We start from the raw sequence: 14019 nt of genomic DNA on the forward strand, positions 1-14019 counted from the left end.
TGTTCGACTCGGCCGCGCGCCCGGCGTTCGCCCTGCTCGAATCGACGACCGGCCTCGCGCCGGCGCTCCTTGACGTCTCGTTCAGGGACGGGTACGTCGGGAGCGTCATCGCCGTCTCGCTGTACGTAAGCCTCACCGCGGTGGCGCTGAGCACGCTCGTCAGCGTGCCGGCCGCCGTCGCGATCGGGCTCGCCGACTTCCCCGGGAAGGGGTTCGTGAAGTCGGTGGTCAACACCGGAATGGGATTTCCCAGCGTGGTCGTGGGGTTAGTCGTGCTGTTCGCGGTCTCCAACCAGGGGCCGCTCGGGTCTCTCGAACTGATCTTCACTCGCGAGGCAATGATCATGTCGCAGTTCGTCCTCGCCACGCCCCCGATCACGGCGATCAGCCTCGCGGCCGTGGGCGGCGTGGACGACGGGGTCCGCGACGCCGCCCGCGTCCTCGGCGGCACGCGCGTCGACGTGGCGCTGGTCGTCGTCAAGGAGGCGCGGTACGGGATCGCGACCGCGGTGCTCGCCGGCTTCGGCCGGGCGATCAGCGAGGTCGGGTCGGTGCTCATCGTCGGCGGGAACATCACGAGCGCGTCCGGCATCTCGAAGACCCGGACGCTGACGACGGCCATCCAGCTCGAAGCGCGGCAGGGCCAGTACGAGACGGCCATGGTTCTTGGCGCCGTGTTGGTCACCCTCGTGTTGACCGTCAACGCGATTGTCGTCCGCTTCGGCGACCGGGGGGTGACCGGCTGATGCTCCGCGCGACGGACGTGTCCCTGTCGTACGACGAGGAGGCCGTGTTCCGCGACCTCTCGATCGAGGTCGGCGAGGGTGAGGTCGTCGCTGTCATCGGCCCCTCCGGCGTCGGCAAGACGACGCTGCTCCGGACGCTCGCGCTCGCGCTCGAACCCGACGAGGGTGCCGTGACGCTCGACGGGACCGACGCGTGGGCGGTCGACGAGGCCGAGCGACTCGCGCTGCGCCGCCGCGTCGGGATGGTGTTCCAGGAGGCGAGCCTCTTCGACGGGACGGTCGCGCGAAACGTCGAGTACGGGCTTCGGGTCCGGCGCTCGTGGAGCGACCGGCTCGCCTCGGTGCTCCGGCTGAACGGCGCCGCCGACGCGGTCCACGAGTCCCTGGAGGTCGTCGGGCTGGCGGACAAGACCGACCAGCCGGCCGACTCGCTCTCTGGCGGCGAGGCCCAGCGCGTGTCGTTCGCCCGCGCGCTGGCGTACGAGCCGGACGCCCTGCTGCTCGACGAGCCCACGTCGGACCTCGACCCGCGGAACACGGCCGTCATCGAGGAGGCGATCGGCGAGGCGAGAGACAGGGGGATCGGCGTCGTCGTGGCGACCCACGACATGCACCAGGCTGAGCGCGTCGCGGATCGCGTCGCAGTGCTGTTGGACGACGGCATCTCGGAGATCGGGCCGACGGAGTCCATCTTCGAGGATCCCGAGAACGAGCGCACCCGGAAGTTCATCTCGGGCGAACTGGTGTACTAATAAATATCGAGGAGTGACGGGAGCCGAGTCGGATCCGGCGATCTGAGATAGGTGATCGACGACGCTGCGGCGAATACCTCCAGAGCCACGGCCGTTCACTTATAAATGACTGACTATGGATCGACCGTGAACACCGCCAAAGTCCCATTCACTCGTTTATAAATGATTGACTATGGATCGGCGGAGAACACCGTCAAAGGGGCAGTCGCGAGGACTCGGGGGCCTTGCTGCGCTCCTCGCTCACTTCGTTCGCTGCGGTGCTTGCTGCGGCCGCCTTCGCCCTCGCGACTGCCCCTTTGAGCCCCACCCGACCGCAACCGCACAGCACCTCACGCCTCCCCAGCCTCGTCGCTGGCACCCTCCGCTCCGCTCCGGGAGCCAGCGACTCCCTCGCGCGTGCTCCTCGCGGCCGCCTTCGGCGGCCACTCGGAGGCACGCGCCACCGCGCCGGTTATTTATAAGCGATCGACACCGCCGCTTCAGACGTCGAAGTCGAGTTCGACCGCATCGCCCGCGTCGGCGTCGCCCGAATCGACGACCGCGTCGTCGGCCGCGAACCCGTCGTGGAGGTGGTCGTAGGTGCGCTCTATCGCCTCCACGATCACCTTCGTGTCGCCGGTGACGGGCATGAAGTTCGTGTCGCCGCTCCACCGCGGGACGACGTGCGTGTGGAGGTGGTCGACCGAGCCGCCGGCGGCGTCGCCGCCGAGGTTCTGTCCGGTGTTGACGCCGTCGGGGTTCATGTCGCGGCCCAGCGCGTCGAGCGTCGCCGCCTTCAGCTTCGCGTGGTCGAGGAGCGCCGCGTCGTCGAGGTCGGTCGGATCCTCGACGTGCTCGTCCGGGATGATCATCGCGTGGCCGGGGTTGTACGGCGCGTTGTTGAGCAGGACGTAGTTGCGGTCGCTGCGCGCGACGATCCGCGCCTCGCGGGCGTCCTCGCGCTCGGGGAGCACGCAGAACGGACAGCCGTCGATCGGGTCGGCGTCGCGCTCGACCCACTCGATCCGCCACGGCGCGAAGATCCGGTCCATCAGTCGTCGAAGCCGTGGATGCCCGCGGTCGTCACCTCGACGCCGTCCTCGGTGACCAGGAGGGTGTGTTCCGCCTGACTCACGAGGGCGTCGTCGTCCTCCTTCAGGACGGGGTACCCCTTGATCGCGTTCGCCTGCTTGAGCCGGCGGAGCGCCATCTCGGCGCGGTCCGTCTCCAGCCACCGCGCCGCGAACGGGAGGTCGTCGAACGCCTCGATTTCCTCGAGCGCCTGCCGCGCGCGGCGGTCGCGCACGCTCGCGGAGCCCTGCTGTTCGAAGATCTCCTCGACGGTCCCCTCGCCCACCTTCCCGCGACCGTCGGTGGCGAACGGCTCGATCGCGACCGCCTGCCCGGGCTCTAACTCGACCGAGCGGTCGACGCCGCGGTTCGGCACCGTCGGCCCCGTGTGGGCGTCGTACCGCTCGACGCCGTGCCCGGAGAGGTTGAGGACGGGCGTGTAGCCGTACCCGCGGATCACGTCCTCGATCGCCTGCCCGACGACGCCGACCTCGACGCCCGGGCCGGCCTCGTCGAGCGCGGCCTCCAAGGCCATCTCGGCGGCCTCGACGAGCTCCGGGTTCCCGGAGTGGTCGACCGTCACCGCGGCGTCGGCGATGTAGCCGTCGACGTGGACGCCGACGTCGAGACACACCATCTCCTCGCCGAACTCCGTCTCGTCGTCGCGGCCGGGCGTCGCGTGCGACGCCTCCGGGTCGACGCTGATGTTCACCGGGAACGCGAGGCCGGCCCCCTGCTCGCGGACGAAGTCCTCCGTCCACTCGGCGACCTCGAGGTGGGTCCGCCCCGGCTCGACCATCTCGCGGGCCTCGTTCACCGCCTCGACCAGCACCGCGCCCGCCTCGCGGTAGCTCTCGACCGCGTCCTCGTCAAGAGGTCCGTGACTCATGGCTCCGGGTTCGGCGACCGCGCGCAAAGAGGTTGCGGAGAGCGGTCGATCCTCCGCCGTTCAGGCGCGCGTGATCTCCACGTGCCACTCGTCGTCCGTCGGGTTCGCCGTCTCGTGGGCGTACCCCCGCTCCGCTAACACGTCGTACAGCGGCACCGGCTCGAAACCGTTCACCAGACGGAGCGTCTCCCCGTCGTCGAGGCGGTCGAGCGCGGCCACGATGTCGCCGAACGGTTCGCCGTCTATCTCGCGGGCGTCCAGCCGCTCGTCAGCGTCGTCGAACGGGTCGGGGCCCATGGATCGGCCGTGGCGTCCCGTGGTGATGTAGCTCCCCCCGAAATCGTTCGGGGGGATCGTCCGGCCCCCGGGGATCCGCTCGAACATGTTCGCTCGAAGACGTACGGGGCCGGGGTGCCTCCGTTCGGACATGTCGAGCACCCACTCGGACGGCGACGGCGACGCGGACCACGACCACGGCGCGGACCCGGTGACCGACCGCGTCCACGAGAACTCGTGGTCCGCGAACCTCGAAGGCCCCGAACACGCGGACGACCGCGACCTCCTCGTGCGACAGGCGATCGAGGCGGTCGAACACACGGCCGCGGGCAACCACGTCAACCTCGTCACCCACGGCGACCACGGTCACCCCGAGGAGTACCTCTTCCCGGCGCTCGACGTCGCGTTCGGCGACGAAGACGTCGACTGGGAGTACGTAGAGCAGTGCGGCTGCGGCGGGCACGTCGTTCGCGTCCACGTATAGTCCGACCTATCCGCTTTCGCTGTCCGCCCGCGGAAGCCACATCCGCACCACCGTCCCGGTCGGCTCGCGGGTGTCGATCTCGAGGTCGCCGCCGGACTCCGTGACGATCCAGTGTACGAGCCAGAGGCCGAGGCCGCTCGCGTGTTCGAGCGCCGTCTCCCGCGCCTCGGAGAACACCGTCCGCTCGACCGGCGGGATCCCCGGGCCGTCGTCGGCCACGTCGATTCGGAACCGGTCGCCGTCGGCGACGACCGTCGCCTCCACGTGCGGGTCGTCGCCGTCGTTGTGGACGACGGCGTTCTCCAACACGTTCCGGACCGCCGACTCGAGCAGTTCGTCCGCGGAGACAACGGCCGAGTCGGGGATGGTGACGGTCACCGTCGCCTCCGGGAACGACGACTCGAGCGACTCGCAGAGGCGGTCGACCAGCTCGGCGAGGTCGATCTCGGTCCGTCCGGCGTCGCTGTGGAGCGCGACGTCGATCTCGCGGGCCTGGTCGCTGAGGTGGGTCAGGGTCCGCACCTTCCGGTCGATGATGTCGAGGTAGGGGTCGCCCTCCTCGTCGACGTGGTCGCGGAGCAGGTCGGCGTACCCGCCGATGACGTTGGTGTCGTTTTTCAGGTCGTGTCGCAGCACCCGGTTCAACACCTGAAGCCGCTGTTCGTACCGCCGGGCGTCCGTGACGTCGGTTGCGGTGATGACGACCTCGCGCGTGTCGGCGAACAGTCGCTCGATCACCGTCTCGAACCGGCGCCAACTGCCGTCGGCGCACGCGATCCGATGCGTGAGCGACTGCGGTTCGGCGCCTTCGAAGGCGCGCTCGAAGGCCTGCTGCGCCTCGCGCCGGTCCTCGGGATGGACCAGGTCGATGACCGGGCGTCCCTCGATCTCGTTCGGCCGGTGGCCGATCAGTCGCTCTATCGACGGGCTCACGTACCGGACCAGCCCGTCCTCGCCGCAGACCGCGATCACGTTCGGCGACTTCTCGATAAGCGCGCGATAGCGCCGCTGGAGCGTCTCCCGCTCGGTCACGTCGCGGAACAGCAGGACCGTCCCGCCGCGGGTCGTCCCCGGCCCCGTGATGTCGTGGACGTCGACCGTCAGGAACCGCGGCGCGCCGTCGCCGTCGACCGTCACCCGGAACTCGTCGTCGGACGCCGCCTCCGCCACCGCGTCGGCGACCGACGGGACGTCCGCGAACGCCTCGTCGGCGTGGACGCCGAGCTCCGCGTCCGGGAATAGCGCCTTGGCCGGGTCGTTGTTGTCGACCACCCGGCCGTGGGCGTCGCAGACGACGACGCCGTCGGAGAGGTTCGCGAACACCGCGTCGCGAGCGATGGGGGAGACGTCGAGCAGCCGGTACCGGAACACGACCCACGCCAGGAGCGCCGAGGTCCCGCTGAAGGCGATCGGCGTGAAGTCGACGACCCCGTCCTCCGGCCCGACGAGCCCGGCGATGCCGGCCGCGCCGAGCGCCAGCGGCGCGACGCCGGCGACGAAGAGGACGGCGGCCTGCCGGCGGAACACGCCGTCGCGGGAGACCGCGGCGTAGCCGAGGACGGCGTAGGTGAACAGGTTGACCGCGTAGGTGTAGCCGACGAACCCGAGCAGCGCGGGCGTCGGCGCGTACTCCAGGACCCGGAAGCCGCCGGCGTCGACGAGGGCCGGATCAACGTAGAACAGCGGGTCGACGCCGACCGTCCAGACGGCGACGGCGAAGGCGACGGGGACGACCCAGAAGAGCGCGAAGCGGCGCCGGTCGAGCCACGCGGTTCGGTCGACGTACGAGAGGACGAAGGCGGGCCACGCGACCGCTAAGCCGGCGGAGCCGAGCCAGACGAAGCGGTTGAAAAACAGCGTGAGATCGAGCGACGTCGCCGACAGCTGGGCCGCGTACGCCAGCGACCAGACGCCGGCGGTGCCCGCGACGCCGACGAAACTCCGCAGGAGGGCGTGGCCGCCGCGCGAACGGTTCCCGACCGCGTACGCGGCGAACGCGAAGGACGCGACGGCCGCGACGAGCAACGGAACCGTGTACGGCGTCGGTTGCCACGCCATCGATACCGATAGGATGCGAGAGCCCGGTAAAAAGGGACCGAATCCCCTAACCCGTTTGAGAAGAGTAGGTTCGTATGCTCGAACCGGGCGACTCCGCACCCGAGATCACGCTCACCGACCACCGCGGCCAGACGGTCACTGTCGACCCGGCCGCGGCCAGTCATACGGTCGTGTACTTCTATCCCCGCGCCGACACGCCCGGCTGTACCGCCGAGGCGTGTAGCTTCCGCGACGAGTGGGACGCGTTCGAGGACGGCGACGTCGCCGTCGTCGGAATCAGCGACGACCCCGTCGAGGACCTCGAACCGTTCGCCGCCGAGTACGACCTCCCCTTCACCCTCCTCTCGGACCCCGACGGGGAGGTGTCGAGCGCGTACGACTCCTACGGCGAAAAGCAGATGTTCGGTAACACCTTCGACGGCGTGTTCCGGAACACGTACGTCCTCGACGACGAGGGGACCGTTGTCCTGGCCTACGAGGGCGTCTCCCCCGAGGACCACGCCGTCGAGATTCTCGACGACGTCCGCGCGCTCGACGACTGAACGCCGACCGGTCGTCGCCGAGAGGAATCCGCCGACGGCTGCCACCCGGTAGTATTATTACCTGTCACGAGTCACGTGAAACGATGCCCTCCAAGCGAACGTTCGCGAAGCGCCTAGCGGCGCTCGCGGCAACCGGGCTGGGAGTCGGCGGACCGATCGACGCCCTGACTTCGGAACCGCCGCCCGACGGGACTCTCGCGGTCGAACCGGGCGCGACCGGCGCCGGAGCGAGCGACGGCGATCCGACGGGCGACGACGCGACGAGCGGCCGCGACGGCGCCGGCGCCGGCGCCGACGGACCGCAATCGGCGGTCGCGGCCGGAACCTACGACCCGGCCGCGGCGGCGTCGAACGCCGTTGATACCGTCGTGACCGGACGGGTCGACCCCGCGGTCCTGACGGCGACCGGCCTGCCGAGCGGGATCGGGAGCCGACTCCGGCGACTGCTCGACCGATACGAAAGCGTGTCGCTCGCCGCCGTGCGGCAGGCGACCGGCGGCGCCGCGCTCACCGCGGACGGGCCGGAGGGGTGCGCCGTCGCGGTCGGCGACGTCGACGCGGCCGCGCTGAGCGCCGAGCTCGATGCCGACCCCGAGGTGGCTCGCGAGGCGGACGACGACTCGGGATTCGCCCGGTTCCGAGCGCCGAGCCTCGGGTCGGCGGTCGGCGTGGCCTCCGGTGAACTCGTGGCCGCGTACGGCCCGACCGCCGGCGTCGCCGCGGCGCACCGCGATGCCGGAATCGGTGGAGGCGTCAACGGAGGGAGCGTCGACAGCGGGAGCGTCGACGGAGGGACCGTCGACGGCGGAGCGCGGCGGCGGTCGGGCGCGAGCGCGAGCTACGGTCCCCTCCCATCGCTGCTCGGGGGCGACGCGACGGTGTGCGTCGACCTCGGGCCGGACGCCCGCGATCACCTCCACGACCTGCTCGCCGACGCACCAGACGAGCTCCGCACCGCGGTCGACGCGTCTGGCGCGGTCGGGGCGTCGCTCCGCCTGACCGACGGCGGATCCGCCGCCGGCGACGGGGCCCCCGGTGAGCCGAGCGTCGCGCTGCGGTACGGCGCGGTCGCGGACCCTCGACGCCTCGACAGGGAGACCGCCGAAGCGATTGCGCGGGCCGCCCGCGAGGGCGAGACCTCGCTTTCGGACGCGACCGTCACCCGCTACGGGCGGACCGTTATCGTCGACGGCGCGGCCGAGAGCGACCTCTTCGCCGCCCACGCCTCGCTGTTCGACGGGACCGTCGGCGACCCGATCGAGGTGGCCGACGCGTGAGCGACGCAGTCGATCGTAGAAACACCGACCGCGTGAGCGGCGCCACCGACCGCGGGAGAACCGCCCGCGAGAGCGGCGCAGCCGTATCGACCAGTGACAGACGCGCGAGCGAACCCACGATGACGACGAGAGACAACATGTTACGACAGCGGTATCGAACGAGGACGAGTCGATGAGTTCCGAGGACTCGCCTTCGAGGACTCCCGACGAACCGACGGACGACGCGGAGACGGCGAGCCCGGATCGATCGACGCCGGGGACCGACCGACCGCGGACGACGATCGAGAGATCGACCGCGGACGACGCGTCCGGGTCGCTCCTCGACCGGATCGAGACCCGACACGCGGTGGGGGTCGCGGCGATCCTCGCGGTGGCCGCGGGGCTGCTCGTCGCGCCCGGCGTGTACGGCGCCGTGACGGGGCCCGACGGGACGGTCGCCGTGATCGAGATCGACGGCACGATCGACTCGGGGACGGCCCAACACGTCGAGGACAACCTCCGGGACGCCCGCACGAACGAGTCGATCGAGGCGGTCGTCTTGGAGGTCGACAGCGGGGGCGGCCTGCCCGCGCAGAGTGAACGGATGTACGCGGCCGTCGACCGTACTGCGTCGGTGATGCCGGTGTACGCCGCCGTCGACACGCTGGGCGCGTCCGGCGCCTACCTCGCGATCGCGCCCGCCGACCGGATCTACGTCGCGCCCTCCGCGCAGGCGGTCGGCAGCGTCGGCGTCGCCGGCACCGCGCCGGCCCCGAGCGGGCCGAACGCGGGGACGACCGGCCCGGACAAGGCCGGCAGCGACCCGGACACCCAGCGCGAGCGCCGACAGACGCTCGCGAACCTCTTCATCGAAAACGTGATCGAGCAGCGCGGCGAGGAGATCGAGCTCGATCGCGAGGCTATCGCCCACGCCGACGCGTACCTCGGAACCGAGGCGGTCGAGAACGGCTTCGCGGACCGGTTCGGCTTCGTCGACGGCGCGGTCGCCGACGCCGCCGCGGAGGCGGGGATCGACGACTACGCGGTCGACACCCGCCGCACCGAGAGCCGCATCCCCGGCGGCCTCTCGCTCCTCGAGCGCGACGACGGGACGGTCGTCGTCGCCGAGGAGCGGGACGACGAACTCGGTGACGGGCTCATCCTCGCGGTCGCGCCGGCGGCGTGGGACGAGACCGTCGGCGACGACGTGATCATGACGAGCTACACCGCGCGGCTGCCGGCGGACGGCGGTGAGGCCGACGCGGCGACGAGCGGCGCGGCCGCGACGAACGACGACGAGTCGGCCGCAACGGGCGACGACTCCGCCGCGGCGATCGACGCCGCGGTCGCGGCGAACGGAGGTGTCGGCGCGTGAGCGTCGACCTGCGAACGACGGTCGGCGCCTTCGCGCTGGTCTTCCTCGCCGTGATCGGCGTCGCCGCCGTCGGGGGCGTCGTCCTCGACGACGCGCCGCCCGAGACGGCGTCTGTCGCGGACGATCACTGGCAGCTGGACGCGGTCGAACCCGAGACCGTCAGCGAGGGCGGCGAGGTCGAGATGGAGAGCACCGAGCCGTCGAACACCGTCGTCGTCCACCTCGGTAGCGGCGGTGCCGGGCTCGGCGGCGGGACCTCCATCCTGCCGATCGAAGACGGCGACTCGCCCGCGGAGGCGGACATCGGCTCGCTCGGCGGCGTCCGGCGCGGCGTCGCACCGCTGACCGCGGCGCTCGTCGAGAACGGCCACGAGGTCCGCTTCTACGGCGGGATCGCGAGCGGTGAGACGCTGCCGTCGATGCTCTCGGACGCGGACGCGTTCGTCACCACGAGCCCCGGCGCGCTGTCGGCGACCGACGCCGACGCGGTTGAGTCGTTCGTCGACGCCGGCGGCCGGACGCTCGTGACGAGCGATCCGGGCGGCGCCGGCGTACTCACCGACTTCGGCTCGCCGTTCGGCGTCTACGGCGAGGCGGGCTACGTGTACGACATGGAGAACAACGACGCGAACTACCTCAGCGTGCTCGTCGAGCCGACCGGGCCGGGGGCGCTGACGGAGGGCGTCGAGGAGGTCGTCCTCCGCGGCGCCGCGCCCGTCGGCGTCGCCGACGGACCGGCGACGCTGGCCACCGCGGAGACGTCGCGACTGTCGACGACCCGCGAGGCCGGCGCCTACGGCGTCGCGGTCCGCAGCGACTCGCTCGCGGTGGTGGGCGACTCCAGCTTCCTCGAACCGGAGAACGCCGGCCGCGCCGACAACGGCGTCCTGATCGGCAACGTCGCGGACTTCCTCGTGACGGGCGAGGCGCCCGACGTGTCGTTCGGCCCGACCGGCCCCGGCGGCGTTCCGCCGGGCGGCGCGGTCCCGCCGGGCGGAACGACGCCGCCCCCCGAGCCGACCGACCCATCGGGCAACGGGAGCGATCCGTCCGGGAACGCGACCGCGTAGCCGTCGCGGGCTCCCGGTTCCGTGCGGCGTAACGCGACGGACTGCGGCCGTGACGCCCTTCTTTTATCCCGGGAACCGGATCCCGGCCGCCGCGTCGGCGATTTCGCGCCGTTTCAACAGTCCGAATCCGAGGACGATGACGGCGAAGCCGGCGACGGTGAACGGCGTGACCGGCTCGGCGAGCAGCAGGGCGCCCGCGACGGTCGCCACGATCGGAACCACGTACGAGACGAGGTTGATCTCGAAGGGGCCGAGCCGGTCGAGCAGGGTGAAGTAGATGGTGTACGCGACGGCCGACGAGAGCAGTCCGAGGAACGCCAGCGCGACGAGCGCGCGCGGCGCGACGGCCGGGAGCCGCTGGCTCTCGCCGATCCCGAGGCTGAGCGCGTGGATGGCGAGCGCGCCGAACCCCATCGCCCACCCGGTGAGCGCGACGCTGGAGAACGAGGTCTCGACGGTCCGGAGCCCGACGCTGCCGACCGCGACGGCGATGACCCCGATCGCGATCAGCCCGACGCCGACCGCGACGCCGCCGCCGAGGTTCGCGGGGTCCGGCTGCGCGACGAGCCCCACGCCGAGGAACGCGAGGACGACCCCGACCGCGCCGCGACGATCGAGGTCCGCGCCGCCGATCCAGACGGCCGCGACCGCCGCGGTCGCGATGGGGACGAGGCTGTACGTGATCGAGGCGATGCCGCTCGTGGTGTACTGCTGGCCGACGAACAGCAGGGCGTTGTTCGCGGCCACCGAGAGCCCGCCGCTGAACCCGATCGCGGCGAGGTCGCCCCGGGTCCGCGGGAACGGACCGTCCTGCGTGACGAGCACGTACGATATCAGCGCCAGCGCGGCCACGTCGAACCGGTAGGCGGCGTACAACACCGGCGGGTAGTAGTCGAGGCCGACCTCGATGGCGACGAAGGAGCCGCCCCACAGCAGGGCGAGCGTGAAAAACAGGATGACGTCTCGGTACCGTGACACGGTCGACCGAACGCGGGCCGCGGGTAAAGCGGTGTCCGTCGCGGCCCGGACCGCCGGTGCCGCCTCGGAGGGCGGAAAATCGCCCGCTAAGAAGGTCCGCTCAGTAGCCGCGGACGATGAGGTAGTCCGCGAGGTCCTCGAGCAGGCTTCGGGAGCCGCTCTCGGGGAGCAGTTCGAGGTGTTCCTTCGACCGCGCGGTGAGGTCCTCGGCGGTGTCGCGGGCGTACTCGATGGAGCCGACCTCCTCTAAGGCCGCGACCGCGTCGTCGATGGCCGCCTCGGTCACCTCGGCGGGCGTGTCGGCGTCCACGAGGTCGTCGACGTCGACCCCCTGCTGGCGGGCGTGGAGCGTAATGAGCGTCTCCTTCCCCTCGACGAGGTCGGAGCCGCGCTGCTTGCCGAGCTCCTCCGAGGGGACGGTCAGGTCGAGCACGTCGTCCTGGATCTGGAACGCGCGGCCGGAGTCGATCCCGTACTGGTAGAGGGCGTCGACGACGTCCTCGTCGGCGCCGAGCAGGAGGGCGGGCGTCGCGGCCGACGCGCCGTAGAGGACGGCGGTCTTCAGCTCGACCATCTCCAAGTACTCCTCGGGGAGGATGTCGTCGCGGCTCTCGAAGGCGACGTCGAGCGCCTGCCCCTCGCAGATCTCGGTACAGGTCGACGCGAGCATCCGCATCGCTTCGAGCCCGTGTTGCGGGTCCGCGCCCGTCTCGGTCATGAACTCGAACGCCTTCGAGTAGAGCGTGTCGCCCGCGAGGATCGCCGTCGAGACGTCGTACGCCTCGTGGACCGCGGGGACGCCGCGCCGCAGGTCGTCCTCGTCCATGATGTCGTCGTGGATCAGCGTGAACGACTGGATCACCTCGATGGCGACCGCGGCCCGCATCACGTCGACGTCGTCGCCGCCGAGCGACGGGAACGCGCGGAAGTCGGCGCCCATCGGCTCGGTGCCGGTGACCGCCTCCGCGGCCAGCGTCGTCACGGTCGGGCGGAGCCGCTTCCCGCCGGCTTCGAGGATGTACCGCGTCGCCTCGTACAGCCGCTCGGGCTCTTGGACCGGCAGCTCCTCGTCGATAGCGGCGTTGACGAGCTCACGCCGCTCGCGGATGGCCTCCAGCACCCGCGCCTCCTTCGTCTCGCTCGTCATTCGACGAGCTGGATGGTGGACCCGTTCTGCGTGACGTGGACGTCACGTCCGAGCTTGTACCCCTGCGACGTCGCGAGGTTCACGTACGGCGACCGGCCCTCCAGCGTCTGGTGGCCGGGGATGAGGTGCTGGGGCTGGAGCGCCTGGAGCATCTCGTAGTGCCCCTCCTCGCGGAGGTGGCCGGAGACGTGGATGTCGTCGTAGAGGCGCGCGCCCTGCATCCGGAGCAGCTGTTCGCTCTGGTAGCGCTGGCCCTCGTTGGTGGGCTCCGGGATGACGCTCGCGCTGAAGACGACCTTGTCGCCGTCGTCGATCTCGTACGGGGTCTCGCCGCGGCCCATGCGGGTGAGCATCGCGCGCGGCTCGCCCTGGTGGCCCGTCACGATGGGGAGGAAGTTCCCCTTCCCCTCCTTCATGATCCGCTTGAACGCGCGGTCGACGGACTTCCGGTGGCCGTACATGCCGACGTCGCCCTGGAAGTCGACGAAGTCGAGCCGCTCGGCCGTCCCGGAGTACTTCTCCATCGAGCGCCCGAGGAGGACCGGCTGACGGCCGATCTCGCGGGCGTACTCGACGAGGGTCTTCACGCGGGCGATGTGGGAGGAGAACGTGGTGGCGACGATGCCGCCCGTGTAGTCCTCCATCGATTTCAGCGTGTCCTCGACGTGCTTCTTCGCGTACGACTCGGAGGGGGTCCGGCCCTTCCGGCCGGCGTTCGTACAGTCCTCGATGTACGCGAGGACACCCTCGTCCTGACGGCCGATCTCGCGGAACCGCTCCATGTCGATCGGGTCGCCGATGACGGGGTCGTGGTCCAGGCGCTTGTCGAGGCCGTAGACGACCGCGCCCTCGGGCGTGTGGAGGACCGGGTTGATCGCGTCGATGATGGAGTGGGTGACGTTGACGAACTCCATCTCGACCTGCTCGGAGTCGCCGATCGCCATCGTGGCGCCCGGCTTCATCTTCACGAGGTCGTTGTCGACCTGGAACTTGCCCTCGTCTTCGATCTGCTGGCGGACCAACTCGATCGTGTACGGCGCGGAGACGATCGGCGCGTCGTAGCGGTGGGCGAGCTTCGGGATCCCCGCGATGTGGTCGAGGTGACCGTGGGTGGGGACGATCGCCTGGACGTCGCCCTCCAGTTCGCTCATGACCCGGTCGTCCGGGATGGCGCCCATGTCGATCAGGTCGAGGCTGTGCATGCTTTCGGTCTCCACGTTGTCGTGGATGAGGACCTTACTGAGGTTCAGGCCCATGTCGAAGATGACGATGTCCTCGCCCGCGCGGACCGCAGTCATCTGTCGACCGACCTCTTCGTAACCGCCGAGTGTCGCAATTTCGATTTCCATGGTGTTGTCGTGTCTGACGCCGTGGTCGGCGTCGGTCACTGATACCC

The 14019-nt window shown here is 70.7% G+C and carries 14 protein-coding genes; 7 read left to right on the plus strand and 7 right to left on the minus strand.

What is annotated here, in order from left to right:
* The first annotated feature begins 32 nt into the window (after positions 1-32).
* Both J7656_RS04500 and J7656_RS04505 read left to right on the plus strand, forming a co-directional pair.
* Positions 33-746 carry an ABC transporter permease gene (locus tag J7656_RS04500; protein WP_211554547.1) on the plus strand — a complete coding sequence of 238 codons (714 nt, stop codon included), beginning with the start codon at positions 33-35 and terminating at the stop codon, positions 744-746.
* Positions 746-1498 carry an ABC transporter ATP-binding protein gene (locus J7656_RS04505; RefSeq protein WP_017344100.1) on the plus strand — a complete coding sequence of 251 codons (753 nt, stop codon included), beginning with the start codon at positions 746-748 and terminating at the stop codon, positions 1496-1498. Before J7656_RS04500 ends, J7656_RS04505 begins: the two co-directional genes overlap by 1 nt.
* Positions 1499-1977: 479 nt before the next feature.
* Here J7656_RS04505 and J7656_RS04510 read toward each other — a convergent pair whose 3' ends face one another.
* Genes J7656_RS04510 through J7656_RS04520 form a run of 3 tightly spaced genes read right to left on the minus strand, consistent with a single transcriptional unit; the run spans position 1978 to position 3734 of the window.
* Positions 1978-2529 (minus strand): HIT family protein, encoded by a 552-nt coding sequence (locus J7656_RS04510; protein ID WP_017344101.1) that lies wholly within the window; start codon positions 2527-2529, stop codon positions 1978-1980.
* Positions 2529-3437 carry a type II methionyl aminopeptidase gene (map, locus tag J7656_RS04515; protein WP_017344102.1) on the minus strand — a complete coding sequence of 303 codons (909 nt, stop codon included), beginning with the start codon at positions 3435-3437 and terminating at the stop codon, positions 2529-2531. The genes J7656_RS04510 and map overlap by 1 nt, the downstream gene beginning before the upstream one ends.
* Positions 3438-3497: 60 nt before the next feature.
* Positions 3498-3734: a DUF2249 domain-containing protein gene (locus tag J7656_RS04520; protein ID WP_211554549.1), complete on the minus strand. Its 237-nt coding sequence runs from the start codon at positions 3732-3734 to the stop codon at positions 3498-3500.
* A 130-nt stretch (positions 3735-3864) separates the two neighbouring features.
* Here J7656_RS04520 and J7656_RS04525 point away from each other — a divergent pair, with 130 nt between their 5' ends.
* On the plus strand, positions 3865-4197 hold the full coding sequence (locus J7656_RS04525) for a CGCGG family putative rSAM-modified RiPP protein (RefSeq protein ID WP_211554248.1): 333 nt from the start codon (positions 3865-3867) through the stop codon (positions 4195-4197).
* A gap of 6 nt (positions 4198-4203) precedes the next feature.
* Here the strand turns inward: J7656_RS04525 and J7656_RS04530 are convergent, their stop codons facing one another.
* A complete protein-coding gene (locus J7656_RS04530) occupies positions 4204-6255 on the minus strand; it encodes a histidine kinase N-terminal 7TM domain-containing protein (RefSeq protein WP_211554249.1) in 2052 nt (683 codons plus the stop codon).
* Positions 6256-6329: 74 nt separating this feature from the next.
* Here J7656_RS04530 and J7656_RS04535 point away from each other — a divergent pair, with 74 nt between their 5' ends.
* The 4 genes from J7656_RS04535 to J7656_RS04550 all read left to right on the plus strand — a co-directional run bounded on the left by J7656_RS04535 (position 6330) and on the right by J7656_RS04550 (position 10498).
* Positions 6330-6797 (plus strand): peroxiredoxin, encoded by a 468-nt coding sequence (locus tag J7656_RS04535; RefSeq protein WP_211554250.1) that lies wholly within the window; start codon positions 6330-6332, stop codon positions 6795-6797.
* 83 nt (positions 6798-6880) lie between these two features.
* The gene (locus J7656_RS04540; RefSeq protein WP_211554251.1) at positions 6881-8074 is read left to right on the plus strand and encodes a hypothetical protein; all 1194 of its coding nucleotides are present in this window, start codon (positions 6881-6883) and stop codon (positions 8072-8074) included.
* 172 nt (positions 8075-8246) lie between these two features.
* The gene (locus J7656_RS04545) at positions 8247-9428 is read left to right on the plus strand and encodes a S49 family peptidase (protein ID WP_211554252.1); all 1182 of its coding nucleotides are present in this window, start codon (positions 8247-8249) and stop codon (positions 9426-9428) included.
* Entirely contained in the window at positions 9425-10498 is a 1074-nt protein-coding gene (locus tag J7656_RS04550; RefSeq protein ID WP_017344106.1) for a hypothetical protein, read from the plus strand. The genes J7656_RS04545 and J7656_RS04550 overlap by 4 nt, the downstream gene beginning before the upstream one ends.
* A 63-nt stretch (positions 10499-10561) precedes the next feature.
* On the opposite strand, the gene J7656_RS04555 is transcribed toward J7656_RS04550, so the two are convergent.
* The 3 genes from J7656_RS04555 to J7656_RS04565 form a co-directional block, all read right to left on the minus strand.
* Positions 10562-11476, minus strand: coding sequence for a DMT family transporter (locus tag J7656_RS04555; protein ID WP_211554253.1), 915 nt, complete (start codon positions 11474-11476; stop codon positions 10562-10564).
* A gap of 100 nt (positions 11477-11576) precedes the next feature.
* A complete protein-coding gene (gene idsA3, locus J7656_RS04560) occupies positions 11577-12623 on the minus strand; it encodes a geranylfarnesyl diphosphate synthase (RefSeq protein WP_211554255.1) in 1047 nt (348 codons plus the stop codon).
* Complete coding sequence (locus J7656_RS04565; RefSeq protein ID WP_121596176.1) at positions 12620-13972, minus strand: ribonuclease J; 1353 nt, start codon at positions 13970-13972, stop codon at positions 12620-12622. Before J7656_RS04565 ends, idsA3 begins: the two co-directional genes overlap by 4 nt.
* Between the last annotated feature and the right edge of the window lie 47 nt (positions 13973-14019).

The sequence above is a fragment of the Halorubrum ruber genome (assembly GCF_018228765.1).
GTDB classification, from domain to species: domain Archaea; phylum Halobacteriota; class Halobacteria; order Halobacteriales; family Haloferacaceae; genus Halorubrum; species Halorubrum ruber.

What these genes read in the sequence shown, in the direction of transcription:
- J7656_RS04545 (WP_211554252.1), top strand. Translation starts at nt 8,247, where the DNA reads ATGAGTTCCGAGGACTCGCCTTCGAGGACTCCCGACGAACCGACGGAC.
- J7656_RS04505 (WP_017344100.1), top strand. Translation starts at nt 746, where the DNA reads ATGCTCCGCGCGACGGACGTGTCCCTGTCGTACGACGAGGAGGCCGTG.
- J7656_RS04565 (WP_121596176.1), bottom strand. Translation starts at nt 13,972, where the DNA reads ATGGAAATCGAAATTGCGACACTCGGCGGTTACGAAGAGGTCGGTCGA.
- J7656_RS04535 (WP_211554250.1), top strand. Translation starts at nt 6,330, where the DNA reads ATGCTCGAACCGGGCGACTCCGCACCCGAGATCACGCTCACCGACCAC.
- idsA3 (WP_211554255.1), bottom strand. Translation starts at nt 12,623, where the DNA reads ATGACGAGCGAGACGAAGGAGGCGCGGGTGCTGGAGGCCATCCGCGAG.
- J7656_RS04520 (WP_211554549.1), bottom strand. Translation starts at nt 3,734, where the DNA reads ATGGGCCCCGACCCGTTCGACGACGCTGACGAGCGGCTGGACGCCCGC.
- J7656_RS04540 (WP_211554251.1), top strand. Translation starts at nt 6,881, where the DNA reads ATGCCCTCCAAGCGAACGTTCGCGAAGCGCCTAGCGGCGCTCGCGGCA.
- map (WP_017344102.1), bottom strand. Translation starts at nt 3,437, where the DNA reads ATGAGTCACGGACCTCTTGACGAGGACGCGGTCGAGAGCTACCGCGAG.
- J7656_RS04530 (WP_211554249.1), bottom strand. Translation starts at nt 6,255, where the DNA reads ATGGCGTGGCAACCGACGCCGTACACGGTTCCGTTGCTCGTCGCGGCC.
- J7656_RS04525 (WP_211554248.1), top strand. Translation starts at nt 3,865, where the DNA reads ATGTCGAGCACCCACTCGGACGGCGACGGCGACGCGGACCACGACCAC.
- J7656_RS04510 (WP_017344101.1), bottom strand. Translation starts at nt 2,529, where the DNA reads ATGGACCGGATCTTCGCGCCGTGGCGGATCGAGTGGGTCGAGCGCGAC.